Source organism: Agrobacterium sp. D14, assembly GCF_001526505.1.
In the GTDB taxonomy this organism is placed as follows: domain Bacteria; phylum Pseudomonadota; class Alphaproteobacteria; order Rhizobiales; family Rhizobiaceae; genus Agrobacterium; species Agrobacterium leguminum.
Map to the genome: position 1 here is coordinate 115,788 of NZ_ASXX01000008.1, position 13,740 is coordinate 129,527.

Consider the following 13,740-nt stretch of genomic DNA (forward strand, 5'->3'; position numbering starts at 1 on the left):
GATCATTGCGAACGAAAAGGAATAGCTAGGTCGTTCCGATTGCCCTACGCCACGTGGCGGGTCCGCTCTTGTGAATCGACTCGCCCCTAACATCGACAGCCATAGTGACAGGCATATCCTCGACCTCGAACTCGTATACTGCTTCCATGCCCAGATCCTCGAAAGCTACAACCTGGGCGGACTTGATCGATTTTGAGATTAGATAGGCGGCACCACCGACAGCTATGAGATAAGGCGTGCGATGTTTTACGATCGCATCGATCGCGATTGGCCCGCGCTCTGCTTTCCCGACCATGACGTAGAGCCCTGTCGCGTCGAGCACCTTTTCCGTGAACATATCCATGCGCGTGGATGTTGTTGGTCCGGCCGGGCCGACGATCTCATCACGCACTGCACGAACAGGCCCAACATAATAGATGGTGCGGCCGCGCAGATCCACTGGGAGCGGCTGGCCGGCGTCGATGAGATCCACCATACGCTTGTGCGCGGCATCGCGGCCTGTCAGCATTTTTCCAGAGAGAAATAGGGTCTCTCCGGCTCTCCACGTTGCAGTCTCTTCCTTAGTCAAGGTGTCCAAGTTGACCCGTCGTGCGTCCGCGGACAGCGAGCTTCCATAGTCTATGTCCGGCCAATCTCTAAGATCAGGAGGTACGAAGATCGCGGGGCCACTGCCATCCAGAGTGAATTTCACATGTCGGTTGGCCGCGCACTGAGGAATAAGCGCGACTGGTTTTGAGGCCGCGTGCGTGGGGTGTGTCGCAACCTTCACATCTACGACTGTCGTAAGCCCACCAAGACCTTGAGCCCCAATTCCCAACGCATTAATCCGGTGGTAGAGCTCTACCCGAAGCTCCTCTTCCGGCGTTGCGGTGCCACGGGCGAGCAGATCAAACATGTCGATAGGATCGTTAAGTACCTCCTTCGCCATGAGCATCGCCTTTTCGGCGCTACCGCCCACGCCGACGGCGATCAGGCCAGGCGGACACCAGCCGCTTCCCAAAGTCGACACCGTGTCAACGACCCAGTCCGACACCGACGCGCTCGGATTCAGGGTCGTGAATCGCGCCTTGTTCTCAGAACCGCCGCCCTTGGCTGCTATAGTGAATGTGATCTCGTTTCCCGGAACGAGATCCAAATGCACGACTGCGGGCGTGTTATCCTGGGTGTTCCTTCTACTCGACAAAGGATCGAGCACAACGGAGGCCCGCAACGGGTTATCCGGATCGAGGTAAGCCTTCCGAACTCCCTCGTTGATTAACTCTGTAAGGCTGCGCCCGCTATCGATATGTAAGGACATACCGACTTTCACAAAGGCGACAACGAGTCCGGTGTCCTGACAGATTGGTCGATGACCAAACGCTGCCATGCGAGAATTAACGAGGATTTGGGCCATGGCGTTCTTCGCCGCAGCGCTCTCCTCACGCTCGTATGCCGCCGCGAGATACCGAATATAGTCGGGCGGGTGATAGTAAGAAATATACTGTAAGGCGTCCGCAACGCTTTGGATGATGTCGTCGCCGCTGACGACCGTTCGTTCGCTATCCAATGAAGGACACCCCTTCGATTTGTAATGACAATAGGGGCGCGTGCTGCTGTGCCCCATAGATATCTGTGTCACCTATGTTTCCCGACGCTATTCGCCGCGGGAAGGTAATTTTGATGGCCGAAGCAGGATCGAATGCAATGATCTTGATACGATCCGCTTCCGAAACGCCGTAGAGCCGCGAAATCAGGCCGGAATCGATAGCTTGGGACAACTTCACTTCATTATAAATTTCAGGCGAATTAAAGATGATGTCGAGCGTCATCTCGAAGGGACCAGAGTTTTTGCTTCTCACGACGGTAGCGATATCTATAAGGCTCGCGCTCATTTGCGTACTCCTTTTCCGTTACCGATATCTTCGATCACGGTCGAAAAGAGCGCCGTAGGATCGTCGATCTGCATGAGATGATAGATGCTGAACACGAAGACCTCACCGGCATCGAAGTCAGATGGAGAGTAAGGGAAAGCAAGGTTGCCAGCGGTTGAAATGCGATCAGGATAACCCAGATGCAACATCGTGGATCGTGCGAAGCCGCAAATCGACTTCGCGAGGTTTGCGGTTTCCGCAACCGCCTCGATGACTATGCCGACCTCGTGCGGCACCACGTCGCGTAGCGGCTCAATCGGTCCGAGAACACCATCACGACCGTAGATGCGAAACAGAAGGGTGTATTCGTCAGGGGTGACACCGGGAAAGTTGTCGGTAACACGATCGCGTACTGCGTCGATGATCGTATCTGCCTGGGAGATGAAGACCGGATCGCGCACACCGGCCACAGAAACATATCGATGCCCGACACGACGCGAGCCTTCGAGTTTAACCGCATAGGCCGTATCGATATGCTTGCTTCCGAACACGCGGACACTACGCTCGCTGATCTGCTCGAAACGTGCTGACGTCAGGTCTAGGATGCCACCTGGACCAGGCAGGTGATATGGATCGCTCTTTTCGTAGAGCGAGTGAGCGGCAACTGATGCAATCGTACACCTTCGCCGGGAGTTGAGAGGCTCCAACTCGAAATGGTCCCGACGCAATGTCCCAAACATGCAGTCGCTGCCGCTACCTGGCGTGCAGGCAATTGCCGCGCATTCGAGAATCTTTCCGAGGTGGAGCGAAAGTCCGAGATCGAAACCGTGCATCACCGGGAAAGCGGCAAACACCGTCGGGTCGTAAGCACGCCCAGCGAGGATAACATTAGCATTCATGCGAAGCGCACGTACAATCGGTTCGAGGCCAAGCTGCGCAACGATATGCGTGCAAGATCTAATGTCGTCCTCGAGAAGTTCCGGAGAGCCGCCGCAAGATGAAATGCGCGCTTCTTTGAGAGCTGCCGCGACATCTTCCTTCTCGATCTCCGAGTCGATGGTTGCGAACCGCAGACTGAGGCCGTCCTCGTTGGCAATTTCGCGAATGATGTCGGCCGTCCAGTCTAGATGGGGGCGTGCTCCAGCTCCGCCTGCTGAACCAATGATCGTTGGAATCCCGCGGGCGATAGCAGCCCGCAGGATGATTTGGAGGTCGCGCTTGACCGCACTGCGGTCCGTGAAGGAAACACCGGCGCCAAGATAGTACGGTCCCGGATCACTCGAGCCGGCATCGACTGCAACGACGTGCGGGTCGCGGCGTAAGCCCTCCTGGAACGACGCCTCAGGGAAACCGTAGCCCAGAATTGCAGTCGGTGACAGAATTCGAATCTCGTCCAGCAAAGCGATAGCTCCAGTGTTTGGGATTAGGTGAGCCGTTCGTCCGCCTAACCGATGTTGATGGGCGCGGCAGTGTTTACCAGCTTGAGGTTTTGGAAAGTCCGCAGACCCTCCACCCCGCCCTCATACCCATAGCCACTTTGATCTATGCCTGCGTTCGGTGCATCGGCCGAAACGCCCTTGAGGTAGTTGACGCTCACCGCGCCGGCCGAGAGGCCCCTGATCATGCGCCTTTGCACCTCAGGCGAGTTGCTGAAGAAATAGGAAGCAAGCCCATATTCGGTCGCGTTCGCTTCTTCGATGGCCTCCTCGATGGTATCGAACGGCGCGACCGTAAGGATCGGGCCGAACGGCTCTTCGCGCAGCACCTTTGAATCCGGGTGGACATTGCTGAGGATCGTCGGTGGCCAATAGAAGCCAGGCCTGTTGAGCTTCTCTCCGCCGGTTTCTACTTTTGCGCCCAGACCGACCGCATCCTTCGTAAGGCGCTCCATTGCTTCGATGCGACGCGGGTTGGCCATGGGACCCATTTCAGTCTGCGGGTCGTCCGGCGCGCCGATGCGAATCTTCTTAACTGCCTCGACGAGCTGCGAGAGGAATGTGTCGTAGATCCTATTGGCGACAAGGATGCGGCTCGGTGCGTTGCAGCTCTGGCCTGCACATTCGAACTTGTATTCCGAGATCGCCGTAACAGCCTTGGCGATATCCGCGTCCTCAAAAACGACGACCGGAGAATGCCCGCCAAGCTCTAGGACGCAGCGCTGCAGGTTCGTTGCTGCGATCTTGGCGAGCTGCTTTCCGACTGGCGTTGAGCCGGTGAAGGTCAGTGCACGAACGACTGGCGAGCCCAGAAGGTGCTCCGAGATCATCGGAGGATGTCCGAAAACTAGGCTGACCACGCCAACCGGAATTCCGGCTTCCACCAACGCCTCCACGATGAAGACCCCGGCACTCGGCGTCTCTTCCGCACCCTTGAGGATCACCGGACACCCGGCTGCAAGCGGCGCCGCGAGTTTGCGAGCGTTCAGGACGGCGGGATAGTTCCAGGGGGTGAACGCCGCGACGACACCGATCGCCTCAGGGGCGATTATACGCTTCTCGCCCATCGGAACAGAAGCGGAAAGTTCTTCGGCGTGATTGCCGTTCCATTCGAGCGTTTCGACCGCGCGCGCATACTCCCCCTTTGCCTCGGCCAAGGTCTTGCCCTGTTCTTTGGAGAGCGCTGCAGCGGCCGCATCGACCCTTGTCTCGAGGATTCGAGCTGCCTTCACCAAAAGGGCGCCGCGGTCTCGCGCGGGAGTGCTTGCCCATGCCTTCAGGCTGCCTTGAGCGGATGAAAGGGCTTCGTCGAGGTCGGCAGCAGTCGCTACGGCGACACGCGAGAATTCTTGCTCGGTTGCCGGGTTGATAAGCCCGAGCTCTTCACCGTCGCCTCCTGAGCGCCAAGTGCCGTTGATGTAAAGTCGATATTCTTTGCGTTCGGACATGCCTTGCTCCGCGAGTTTTGTACGGTTGTGGACGCTTGATCTCGAACGCAATAGTTCGTTCACCCGCCTGCCAGGGACATGGGCGATCACAGCGCCGTCGATGGAATTTCACCGCTTACGCCCAGCCGGTCAAATACCGTTTATTGTGGTTTTCCATCTCGTTTCCAGATTGATCAGATAAACTCGACTTCCATCTTGAGGGAAGATGGGTAACTGCGACAAAACATATTTGACCGCTTTCAAACCGCATGGACAATTCCACGATCCTTTGAACCTCTATGGACTCGGTCGATTTATGACGAACACTCATCTACAGCGCGCTTACTGGCGATCCCTCCTCTTTGTCCCTGCAAACAACCCGCGCTTCGCAGAGAAGGCGCGCACCTCGACTGCGGACGCCATTATCCTGGACCTCGAAGACGCTGTCTTGCCGGAGAACAAAGCTGAAGCACGGGATGCGGTATTCGAAGTTGCAAAAGGTCTCAAGAAAAAGGGGCGTGACATTCTCGTGCGGGTCAATCGCCCCTTAGATTTGGCCGTGCGCGACATCGAGGCGGCCGTTTGCGAGTCCGTCACAGCCATTGTTGTTGCAAAGGCAGGAAGCGCGGAGCATCTTGCGCTGCTGACCGAGGTGATCGAGCATCGCGAAGCCGCAATAGGTCTTCCGATCGGCCATACGCAAATCGTGCCACTGGTCGAAACCGCTGATGCAGTGGCTCGGCTGAACGAAATTTCGTCCACACCACGCGTGGTCGCTATCGTTTGCGGTGACGAGGATCTCGCCGCAGATCTTGGCTGCGATCCAGCATCCGAAACGGTCACAGCAATCAAGTATCGCCTGATCGTTGCAGCGGCGCTCATGGGAATTCGGCCATTGGGGCTAATCGGATCGATCTCCGAATTCCGAGATGCCGACAGATTCCGGAGCTTCGTCAGCCGTTCAAGCGCCGCGGGGCTGAAGGGCACCTTGTGCATTCATCCAGCGCAGGTTGAGATAGCAAATGAGGGATTTGCACCTTCTCCAGCCGAACTCGACTACGCACGGCGGGTCGTGGACGCCGCCGAGGCCGCACGTGCCAGTGGCACCGGCGCGGTTGGGCTGGACGGAAAAATGGTGGATGCGCCGGTCATTCGCCGCGCAGAGGGTCTTTTACAGGCAGGACTGTTTTACTCGCGCTGAGACGAATAGAGGCGATCAAGCCGATCGCCTCAACCCGCACGAGGTAACAGCAGCATTTCGGTGGTGTCGTTCAGAGCCCTCGCGTTCTGCCTTCGACGGTTTGGAGTCGTTCCCAGCAGCTTCTTAAAGGCGATCGTTAAGTGGCTCTGACTGGCAAAGCCGCACATCAGGGCGACTTCGCATAGAGGAGTGTCGGTATCGTCGATCATTTCCTTTGCCCGCTGAGTCCTTCGCAGCATAATCCATCGGTGAGGTGTCTCGCCCGTCTGCTGTCTGAAACTGCGGCCAAAATGTCTTCTGCCTACACCTGCAATAGCAGCAAGCTCATCCAGATCGATCGTCTCTCCCAGCCGGCTGTCAACGTATTCTTCGACCTTGCGCAGGCGCCAGAGTGGCATAACGGTCGGTGTGGGCACGTTGCTTCCGCCTGTCTTTAGAAGGAGGTGGGACAATATGGAGATCAACACACCATCGGCAAAGTTACGCTCCGCGATACCATCGGTCTCCAAGCAATCCCAAAGTCGACGGAAGAGAATTTCTAAAAAGGTGTCCGAAAAGGCGCGCTCGGCCAAAAGCCAAAGGGCATTTTCTACCGCCCTAACGCTTTCCGCGTAAAGGGCTTCTAGAATGGTCGAGATTGGCATCATCACAGCAAGGCTCTGATGTCCGACAGGCACGTCCCACGGGCTCTCCACGTTCGGAGGAAACACGGTGAAGCTTCCGTGCATGGCGTCGCCCAGACATTCTGTTCCCGCTGGGCAGTCGAATATCGTGAGTACAATTGTCAGTTCACCGCGTTCGAGATTCGGCGCTTCAGCTTCCGCGCCAAGATTCGCCATCCGGAAGACATGGCGACCGACCGACCTGCGGATCCTCTGCCGGCCAGTGCAATTTGCCGGGGTGGTTCGCAGCCTTCCACTATGTCGATCGAAATCGATTGTTGATCTCGAAGTTGACATTTCTCGCCCCTCTCAGAATTGGGGTCGGCGTAAGGGAGAGCCGCAATGTTCAGGTTTCGCCTGCTCTATTGCTTTCCTGCTCTCGCGGCCGCGCCCGTTCGTTCCCAAACTCAAGACACAGCTTCGCTCCCGTCCGAAACATGGGTCTCGTCGTTGAAACCACGGCGTTGGCCGAGAGGTGCTGCTTTTCTGCTCTTGGTTCCAAGTCTTTCGCACTTCTTGGTCAATCGCAAATACAGAAACTATCCCGAACCCATCTCGAAACGAGATGGGTCAACTGCCAAAAAAACGGCGCGACAAGGTCGCGCCGTTCGGATGTCAGGTGGGCATTGTTACTTCATCGACTCTTCAGCCACCCAGTCGTTGCCTTCCACCTTGAAGAGTGAATAGTCGCCGGGGACGTCACCATTCTTGTCAAAGTCGAGATCGCCGGACGCTCCCTTATAATCGATCGCCTTCCCCGCAGCGATCAATTCCTTTGCCTTCTTCCACTCGCCGGGAAGGATGGGCTCACCACTTCCGCTGGAGATTTCGCGCAGCGCCTGGGGAAGCTTCGACTTGTCGCCGCCGGCCTTTTCGATCGCGAGAGCGACCATGAAGACAGCATCGTAGGCTGTGTTGGTGAAGACTGCATTCGGGTCGCCGCCGGACTCCTTAAACGCCTTGTTGAAGATCTCGGCCGCATCCGACTTCACCGCAACCGGCGCGGAGGCGCGAGCTTCCGTGAGATTCTCAGCACCGACGCCCTTAATTGCTGCCGGGGTCTTCATGGCTTCGCCGCCATAGTACTTCTGGAAGAAGTCATTCTCCAGTGACTCGCGGAGGATCGTAAGGCCGGCGCCGTCGCCATAGTCAAAGAGAACGAGGGTGTCGGCTCCGCCTTTGGCAAGCTCTGCGAGGTCAGAGCGGTAGGAGGGCTTACCTTCCTCGTGCGCCGCATAGCTGGCGATCGTGCCGCCGTTCTTCTCAAACTCGGTTTTGAATGCTTCAGCAAGGCCCTTGCCGTAGTCGTTGTTCAGGAAGGAGACGGCAACGGTCTTCGTGCCGCGCGCGATTACGGTGCGGGCAAGAGCCTGCCCCTGATACTCGTCCGAAGGTACCGTCCTGAAAACCGTGTCGTTGTCTTTGAGCGTGCTGATCGCAGGCGACGTACCGCCCGGAGTGATGAGGACGATTCCAGCAGGAATGGTCACAGAGTTCGAAGCCGCGATGACCGCGCCAGAGCACCACGGTCCCACAACCGCGATAGCTCCGGAGACATTCACTGCCTTGTTAACAGCATCCGCACCAAGTTGCGGATTGCAGCCGCTATCACCAACCACGCCGACAAGCTTGTCACCCGACAGCAAGCCGCCCTGGTCGTTCACCTGCTTGATTGCAAAGTCGTAAGACTTCATGACTTCCGGCGCCATTGCGGCAATCGCACCGGTGATGTCGCCGACGATGCCGATTTTCACATCTGCGGCGGTGGCAGGTCCAGCAAGCGCCGTCGCGCCGAGCAGCATTCCAAGTAAAGCAACCGATTTCTTCATTGTTCACTCCGTTTAATTGTTCCCCGGACGGGTTTTTTTGTTGCTGATTTCTCGTCAAGTTATCTTGGCGGCGGGCACCCCCTCTCTGCCGTTTTCCTTAAACTTAGAGACCGGCTCGGGAAGAATGCCTTCCGATCTGAAGCGCAATACGAGCTGCAGCAGCAGACCGATGAGGAAAATGCGGCCGTACTTCGCCTTGAGTGCGAGAGCCGTTGGAAGTTGGTCGGTCAGGATTTCAGAAGCCGACCAGATGACCCAGACGATAACGACGCCGAGAAGTACGCCTCGGTTGTTTCCTGAGCCCCCAAGGATGACCATGATCCAGATCAGGAACGTTGCCATCATGGGGTCCACAGCCTCAGGCGTGATCGCCCGATTAAGATGCGCATAGAGGGCACCGCCCAGACCCATAAGGGCTGCACCCAGCACGAATGCCTGAAGGCGACGAAACGGTATGTCTTTGCCCATCGCAGTCGCCGAGATTTCGTTGTCCCGGATCGCTCGCATCATCCGGCCCCAAGGAGCCTTCGATTGTTTCTCCACCAGAAGGTAAACGGCTAAAAGGACAGCAGCGCAAAGCCCGAGATAGGCGAGCTGGGATTGCGTGTATGGCAAATCACCGAAGGGGCGGGGGACGTCGGTGACGCCACGGGACGAGCCAGTCAGCCAATCCTCCGAGCGAGCGACGAGCCGGATAAGCTCGGCAATTCCGAGGGTGACGATCGCAAGGTAGTCGCCGCGGAAGCGCAGGCACAGCTTGCCGATAGGCAAGGCGATCAACGCCGAAACCGCCATCGCACCGATCACCCCGACATACTCAGGCAGCGAGAAGCCGCCCAGCCGGTTTTCGACATACGGCGATGTCAGGATTGCGGACGTATAGGCGCCGACCGCAAAAAATCCAGCCACTCCAGCGTTGAAAAGACCAGCGTATCCCCATTGCACGTTCAGGCCAACTGCGAGGCAGCCGTAGATGCAGATGAACGTGGCGAGGTAGACGACGTAATTCAGAAAACCAAGATCCATGTTCGGCTCCTACAAAATCTTGCCTTTGAACAGCCCGGTCGGACGAACGAGCAGTACAAGAAGAATGATGGCGAATGAGCTCAGCGCCTTGTATTCGCTAGGAATAACCATCACCGACATCTCCTCGATAACTCCGACGAGCAAGCCGCCAATGACGGCGCCTTCGATGCGCCCGACCCCACCGAGGATCGCGGCTGCAAAAGCCGGAAGGAGGATGTTGAAGCCCATCATCGGCTTCAGTTCGGTGGTTATGCCGAGGAAGAAGCCAGAAGCTGCGCACAGAGCCCCGACGATGGACCAGGTTAGGACGATGACGAGGCGGTTATCCACGCCGGACAGGAGAGCTAGGTCGCGGTTGTCCGACATCGCCCTCATCGCCTTGCCCCACTTCGTCCGCTGAAGGAAGAACATGAGCGCAACTATGATAAAGACGAGCGCAAGAACTGCGAGAAGCTCCGGCGTCTTCACCCGAACACCGAGCCATGTTTCCGGCCGAGAAATACCGGGCGTGTAGGTAGTCGTTTCAACACCCCAGAACACCTGGACGAGGGAGCGCATCATCAAGGCGACGCCGAGCGATGCGATCGTCGTGAGTATCTTGGGACGATCACGCAAATGCTCGTAGAAGAGCTTGTCCACTCCCACGGCGAGGATTGTGGAGAAGGCAATCGCGACAACCAGCCCGATATAGGGCGATAAACCCAGCCCGGCGACGACAGCGAGCGCTACAAACGCGCCAACGGTCGCTAGGTCACCATGCGCAAAATGCGCATGGCGCATGATCGAGAAGACCAGCGTGATTCCCACAGCCGACAGTGCGTAAACCGAGCCGAGAACAACTCCTGGCACGAGGTAAAAATTGATGAAGTTCAGAAGATCCATTGGAGCCGCCTATCCGCCCAAGAACATTTCAGCGACAGCTCTGTCTGCGAGAAGCTCGCCCCCAGTGCCATGGTGACGATTTGCCCCGGCCGCAAGCACGTAGGCGCGGTCGGAGAACGCGAGAGCTTGCTTCGCATGTTGCTCGACGAGCAGAATTGCAACGCCGGCGTCGCGAACATCGCGGCAGATTGTGAAAATCTGCTCCATGTACTTCGGCGAAAGCCCCGCCGTCGGCTCGTCAAGGAGAAGGACTTTCGGGTCGAGCATAAGCGCTCGGCCCATTGCGACCATCTGGCGCTGCCCGCCTGAAAGACTTCCTGCTGCGGTCTGCCGCTTCCCTTTAAGGTCTGGAAAAAGGCCGTACACACGGTCACAAGCCGCTGAGAAGTCGCCCTTCCGCAGGAAAGCTCCCATTTCAAGGTTTTCGTGGACCGTCATATCCCGGAAGATATTGTCGACTTGGGGCACGTAGCTGATTCCAGCCTGCACGATTCGGTTCGGTGCCCAGCCGGTGATGTCCGTTCCGGCGATCACAACCGAGCCTGCCCTAATGTGGAGCAGACCGAAGATCGTTTTCATCGCCGTGGATTTTCCAGCGCCGTTCGGACCGACAATCGCGACGATCTCGCCTCTGTCGACATTGAGAGAGACGTTGGAAAGGATGTCGGTCTCTCCGTAGCCTGCCCGCACTTTGGTCATTGTTAGGAGCGCGGTCATGCTGCTTGTCCTTGCGCTTCGCCGAGGTAGGCTTCGAGGACGCGAGTATCGGAGCGAACGTCATGAAACCCGCCTTCGATCAGAACGCTGCCTTCGGCCATACAGATCACCGGATCACAGAGCTTTTCGATCATCTCCATGTCATGCTCGATCAGGATGAATGTGAAACCGCGCTCGCGATTGAGGTACTGGATTTTCTCCTCGAGCTTGCGAAGCAACGTACGATTCACACCCGCGGCCGGCTCGTCGAGCAACACGAGCTCCGAGTGCGTCATCATTGTCCTTCCCAGCTCGAGGAGCTTCTTCTGGCCGCCGGAAAGACGACCGGCACGTTCACGGCCCACATGCGTAAGCTCTAAGAACTCGAGTACTTCCCACGCCTTGGCTAGCGTCGCCTTTTCAACCGCGCGCACCTTCCCGGGCACGAACCAATTGGTGAGGAGGCTCTCACCCGGTTGACCGGGAGGAACCATCATCAGGTTCTCCAAGACGGTAAGGTGCTGAAATTCGTGCGGGATCTGGAAGGTCCGCACCAAGCCACGATGAAACCGCCTGTCTGAGGAAAGACGCGTGACGTCTTCGCCTTTGAACAGAATTTTTCCGTTGCTTGGAGGAAAGGCGCCGGCGATGAGATTGAACATCGTCGTTTTGCCGGCGCCGTTCGGACCGATAAGTCCGGTGATCGTCCCCTTCTCAATAGAGAAGGTGCACTTGTTGATTGCACGGAAGTTTCCGAAGGCCTTTTCGACCTCTATACATTGGAGCATCCATTAGTTCCCGATTATTTGAGATTTTATTGCGCGTTTAGAGGCGCTTTAGCTCGGAATGTTATCCGGCGTGGAAGGGCGCTGCTTCCACCGTTCGGCACGCTTTTTCATGAAATGGACATGGCGATGCCCGAGCGCGTCGCAATGCAAGACGGGAGAAGCGCCATCTAATTTCGAGATGGTGCCCCGATATTTTCTATATTTGTCGCTGCGCTTTTTGAGCTGCATTGTCGCGAAACAATACGGTTACTTCAGAAGGAAGCGTCCGTTCGTGGGGCGCATGGAGCTAGGCATGTCGGTGCAAATACAGACCTACGTCCAGCGAATGCACGACGGTGATTTGCTGGATCGATGGCGGCAGGTTCCGACATCTGTGGTCGCTGATCTCCAGCATGGAAAACAGGTCGATCCTTCAATTCGTCCGATCAGACCGGCTGGCTCCCAGCCCCGGCTCTTTGGTTTTGCCGTGACGGCGCGATGCGAGCCGCCGGACTTTGGAGCCGTGCTGCATAGCATGGATCTCCTTCAATTTCAAAGTGTGCTGGTGATTGCCGCCAATGGTCACCGGGAAACGGCAATGATCGGTGACATTCTCGGCGGTTACGCGCGCAAAAATGGTGCCACAGGTCTCGTCTGCGATGGCGCCGTACGTGACGTCGGCCGCTTAACCCAGTGGGATGACTTTTCGGTCTATGCCCGTTCAGTAGCCCCACTCGGCCCACGGTCCGGCGAGCGGGGTGCCGTCAACATTCCCGTCGGAATCGGCGGAAAAATTGTTTCGCCCGGCGATTTGGTCTTGGGTGATGACGACGGCGTCGTCGTTCTTTCACCCGAAGAGGTCGTGGATTTGATCGACGGTGCGGAAGAGAAACTTCGAAAGGAGCGGGCCTGGGAGAGTGCTTTCTCATCGGGAGAGACCGCGAGCCGCGTCTTCTGCCTCCCACGGAGTTAATCGGTGCAATGGTGCAAAACAAAGGGGAATAATATGAAAATGAGGAAGTATCTGTTTATGACGCTCGGCGCGGCGATGTGCGCTACGACAGTTGGAAATTTTGCCCTGGCCGATGAGCCAGGGCTCTGGAAGGCCTACAACGAGACTTTTAAGACCGCGAAATACGTCGATCTCACGCACACTATCACGCCCAACATTCCGGTATGGATAGGCTTCGGTGGTCCAACCTTCTTGCCGGCATCCGCAGGCGTTGACATCGAGGGATATGTAAAGAAGGGGGATGTTTTTACCTTCGAGAAACATGGCTTCGAAGCGACCAGCTATGTGCTTCGCACGGACCAACTCGGTACGCAGCTTGATCCTCCGGCGCATTGGGCTCCCGAATATGCCGCTATCGACGAAATTCCGGCGACCTATACCATACGACCGCTAGTCGTCATCAACATCGAAGACAAGGTGAAGAAAGACTTCGGCTATTCCCTGCAGGTGGCCGACGTTGAGGAATTCGAAAAGAAGCACGGAAAGATACCCGAAGGTTCGGTGGTCTTCGTACGTTCAGGATGGTCGAAGGAATGGCCTGATCCAGCGCTAGCAAAGAAGAAGCCTTTCCCTGGCGTTGGCTTGGAGGCGTTGAAGTTTCTCCACAACGAACGGAAAATCCTTTTCCATGGCCATGAGCCGCTCGACACCGATGCGACCCCGACGCTCGAAGGTGAGCACTGGTTGATGCACAACGGTTTTGCTCAGGCCGAAGGTGTCGCAAATCTCGATAAGGTTCCTGAGACCGGCGCGCTTGTGGCGATCGGTTTTCCGAAGTTCGGCGGCGGACTGGGTGGATACGCGCGCTATATCGCGATCTGCCCGCCGGACTGGCAGTATGGGGTCACGATCGGCGAAGTTGCTGAAGCGCCGCTTCCGAAGTTCGACAAGATTCTGAAGTTTGACGAAAAGGCCGGCATGCGCGTCCGGCAGTGATCTCGATGAGCCGGTC

At 57.0% G+C, this 13,740-nt stretch carries 13 protein-coding genes; 3 read left to right on the top strand and 10 right to left on the bottom strand.

All coding sequences use genetic code 11. The features are described from left to right. Nucleotides 1-25: 25 nt before the first annotated feature. The 4 genes from L901_RS06995 to L901_RS07010 are packed head-to-tail and all read right to left on the bottom strand — an operon-like array spanning nt 26 to nt 4,734. On the bottom strand, nt 26-1,546 hold the full coding sequence (locus L901_RS06995) for a fumarate hydratase (RefSeq protein WP_059754830.1): 1,521 nt from the start codon (nt 1,544-1,546) through the stop codon (nt 26-28). Next, nucleotides 1,539-1,871, bottom strand: coding sequence for a DUF4387 domain-containing protein (locus L901_RS07000; RefSeq protein WP_020810025.1), 333 nt, complete (start codon nt 1,869-1,871; stop codon nt 1,539-1,541). Before L901_RS07000 ends, L901_RS06995 begins: the two co-directional genes overlap by 8 nt. Next, a complete protein-coding gene (locus L901_RS07005) occupies nt 1,868-3,250 on the bottom strand; it encodes an acyclic terpene utilization AtuA family protein (RefSeq protein WP_197419696.1) in 1,383 nt (460 codons plus the stop codon). The genes L901_RS07000 and L901_RS07005 overlap by 4 nt, the downstream gene beginning before the upstream one ends. A gap of 44 nt (nt 3,251-3,294) precedes the next feature. Further along, nucleotides 3,295-4,734 carry an aldehyde dehydrogenase family protein gene (locus L901_RS07010; RefSeq protein WP_059754833.1) on the bottom strand — a complete coding sequence of 480 codons (1,440 nt, stop codon included), beginning with the start codon at nt 4,732-4,734 and terminating at the stop codon, nt 3,295-3,297. 205 nt (nt 4,735-4,939) lie between these two features. Here L901_RS07010 and L901_RS07015 point away from each other — a divergent pair, with 205 nt between their 5' ends. After that, a complete protein-coding gene (locus L901_RS07015; protein ID WP_059754835.1) occupies nt 4,940-5,914 on the top strand; it encodes a CoA ester lyase in 975 nt (324 codons plus the stop codon). Between the two features lie 29 nt (nt 5,915-5,943). Here L901_RS07015 and L901_RS07020 read toward each other — a convergent pair whose 3' ends face one another. The 6 genes from L901_RS07020 to L901_RS07045 form a co-directional block, all read right to left on the bottom strand. Beyond that, nucleotides 5,944-6,753, bottom strand: a complete 810-nt coding sequence (locus L901_RS07020) for a helix-turn-helix domain-containing protein (RefSeq protein WP_020810021.1) — start codon at nt 6,751-6,753, stop codon at nt 5,944-5,946. A 452-nt stretch (nt 6,754-7,205) separates the two neighbouring features. Further along, complete coding sequence (locus tag L901_RS07025; protein WP_031233819.1) at nt 7,206-8,405, bottom strand: ABC transporter substrate-binding protein; 1,200 nt, start codon at nt 8,403-8,405, stop codon at nt 7,206-7,208. Between the two features lie 54 nt (nt 8,406-8,459). Continuing rightward, entirely contained in the window at nt 8,460-9,431 is a 972-nt protein-coding gene (locus L901_RS07030) for a branched-chain amino acid ABC transporter permease (RefSeq protein WP_020810019.1), read from the bottom strand. A gap of 9 nt (nt 9,432-9,440) precedes the next feature. Further along, nucleotides 9,441-10,313, bottom strand: a complete 873-nt coding sequence (locus L901_RS07035) for a branched-chain amino acid ABC transporter permease (protein WP_020810018.1) — start codon at nt 10,311-10,313, stop codon at nt 9,441-9,443. A 9-nt stretch (nt 10,314-10,322) separates the two neighbouring features. Beyond that, nucleotides 10,323-11,030, bottom strand: a complete 708-nt coding sequence (locus L901_RS07040) for an ABC transporter ATP-binding protein (RefSeq protein ID WP_059754838.1) — start codon at nt 11,028-11,030, stop codon at nt 10,323-10,325. After that, nucleotides 11,027-11,797 carry an ABC transporter ATP-binding protein gene (locus L901_RS07045; RefSeq protein WP_020810016.1) on the bottom strand — a complete coding sequence of 257 codons (771 nt, stop codon included), beginning with the start codon at nt 11,795-11,797 and terminating at the stop codon, nt 11,027-11,029. The genes L901_RS07040 and L901_RS07045 overlap by 4 nt, the downstream gene beginning before the upstream one ends. Before the next feature lie 58 nt (nt 11,798-11,855). On the opposite strand from L901_RS07045, the gene L901_RS07050 reads away from it, so the two are divergent. After that, a complete protein-coding gene (locus L901_RS07050; RefSeq protein WP_245289598.1) occupies nt 11,856-12,749 on the top strand; it encodes an RraA family protein in 894 nt (297 codons plus the stop codon). Between the two features lie 57 nt (nt 12,750-12,806). Beyond that, nucleotides 12,807-13,724: a cyclase family protein gene (locus L901_RS07055; protein WP_082710526.1), complete on the top strand. Its 918-nt coding sequence runs from the start codon at nt 12,807-12,809 to the stop codon at nt 13,722-13,724. Nucleotides 13,725-13,740 lie beyond the last annotated feature (16 nt).

What these genes read in the sequence shown, in the direction of transcription:
- L901_RS07000 (WP_020810025.1), bottom strand. Translation starts at nt 1,871, where the DNA reads ATGAGCGCGAGCCTTATAGATATCGCTACCGTCGTGAGAAGCAAAAAC.
- L901_RS07010 (WP_059754833.1), bottom strand. Translation starts at nt 4,734, where the DNA reads ATGTCCGAACGCAAAGAATATCGACTTTACATCAACGGCACTTGGCGC.
- L901_RS07015 (WP_059754835.1), top strand. Translation starts at nt 4,940, where the DNA reads ATGGGTAACTGCGACAAAACATATTTGACCGCTTTCAAACCGCATGGA.
- L901_RS07020 (WP_020810021.1), bottom strand. Translation starts at nt 6,753, where the DNA reads ATGGCGAATCTTGGCGCGGAAGCTGAAGCGCCGAATCTCGAACGCGGT.
- L901_RS07025 (WP_031233819.1), bottom strand. Translation starts at nt 8,405, where the DNA reads ATGAAGAAATCGGTTGCTTTACTTGGAATGCTGCTCGGCGCGACGGCG.
- L901_RS07030 (WP_020810019.1), bottom strand. Translation starts at nt 9,431, where the DNA reads ATGGATCTTGGTTTTCTGAATTACGTCGTCTACCTCGCCACGTTCATC.
- L901_RS07035 (WP_020810018.1), bottom strand. Translation starts at nt 10,313, where the DNA reads ATGGATCTTCTGAACTTCATCAATTTTTACCTCGTGCCAGGAGTTGTT.
- L901_RS07040 (WP_059754838.1), bottom strand. Translation starts at nt 11,030, where the DNA reads ATGACCGCGCTCCTAACAATGACCAAAGTGCGGGCAGGCTACGGAGAG.
- L901_RS07045 (WP_020810016.1), bottom strand. Translation starts at nt 11,797, where the DNA reads ATGCTCCAATGTATAGAGGTCGAAAAGGCCTTCGGAAACTTCCGTGCA.
- L901_RS07050 (WP_245289598.1), top strand. Translation starts at nt 11,856, where the DNA reads ATGTTATCCGGCGTGGAAGGGCGCTGCTTCCACCGTTCGGCACGCTTT.
- L901_RS07055 (WP_082710526.1), top strand. Translation starts at nt 12,807, where the DNA reads ATGACGCTCGGCGCGGCGATGTGCGCTACGACAGTTGGAAATTTTGCC.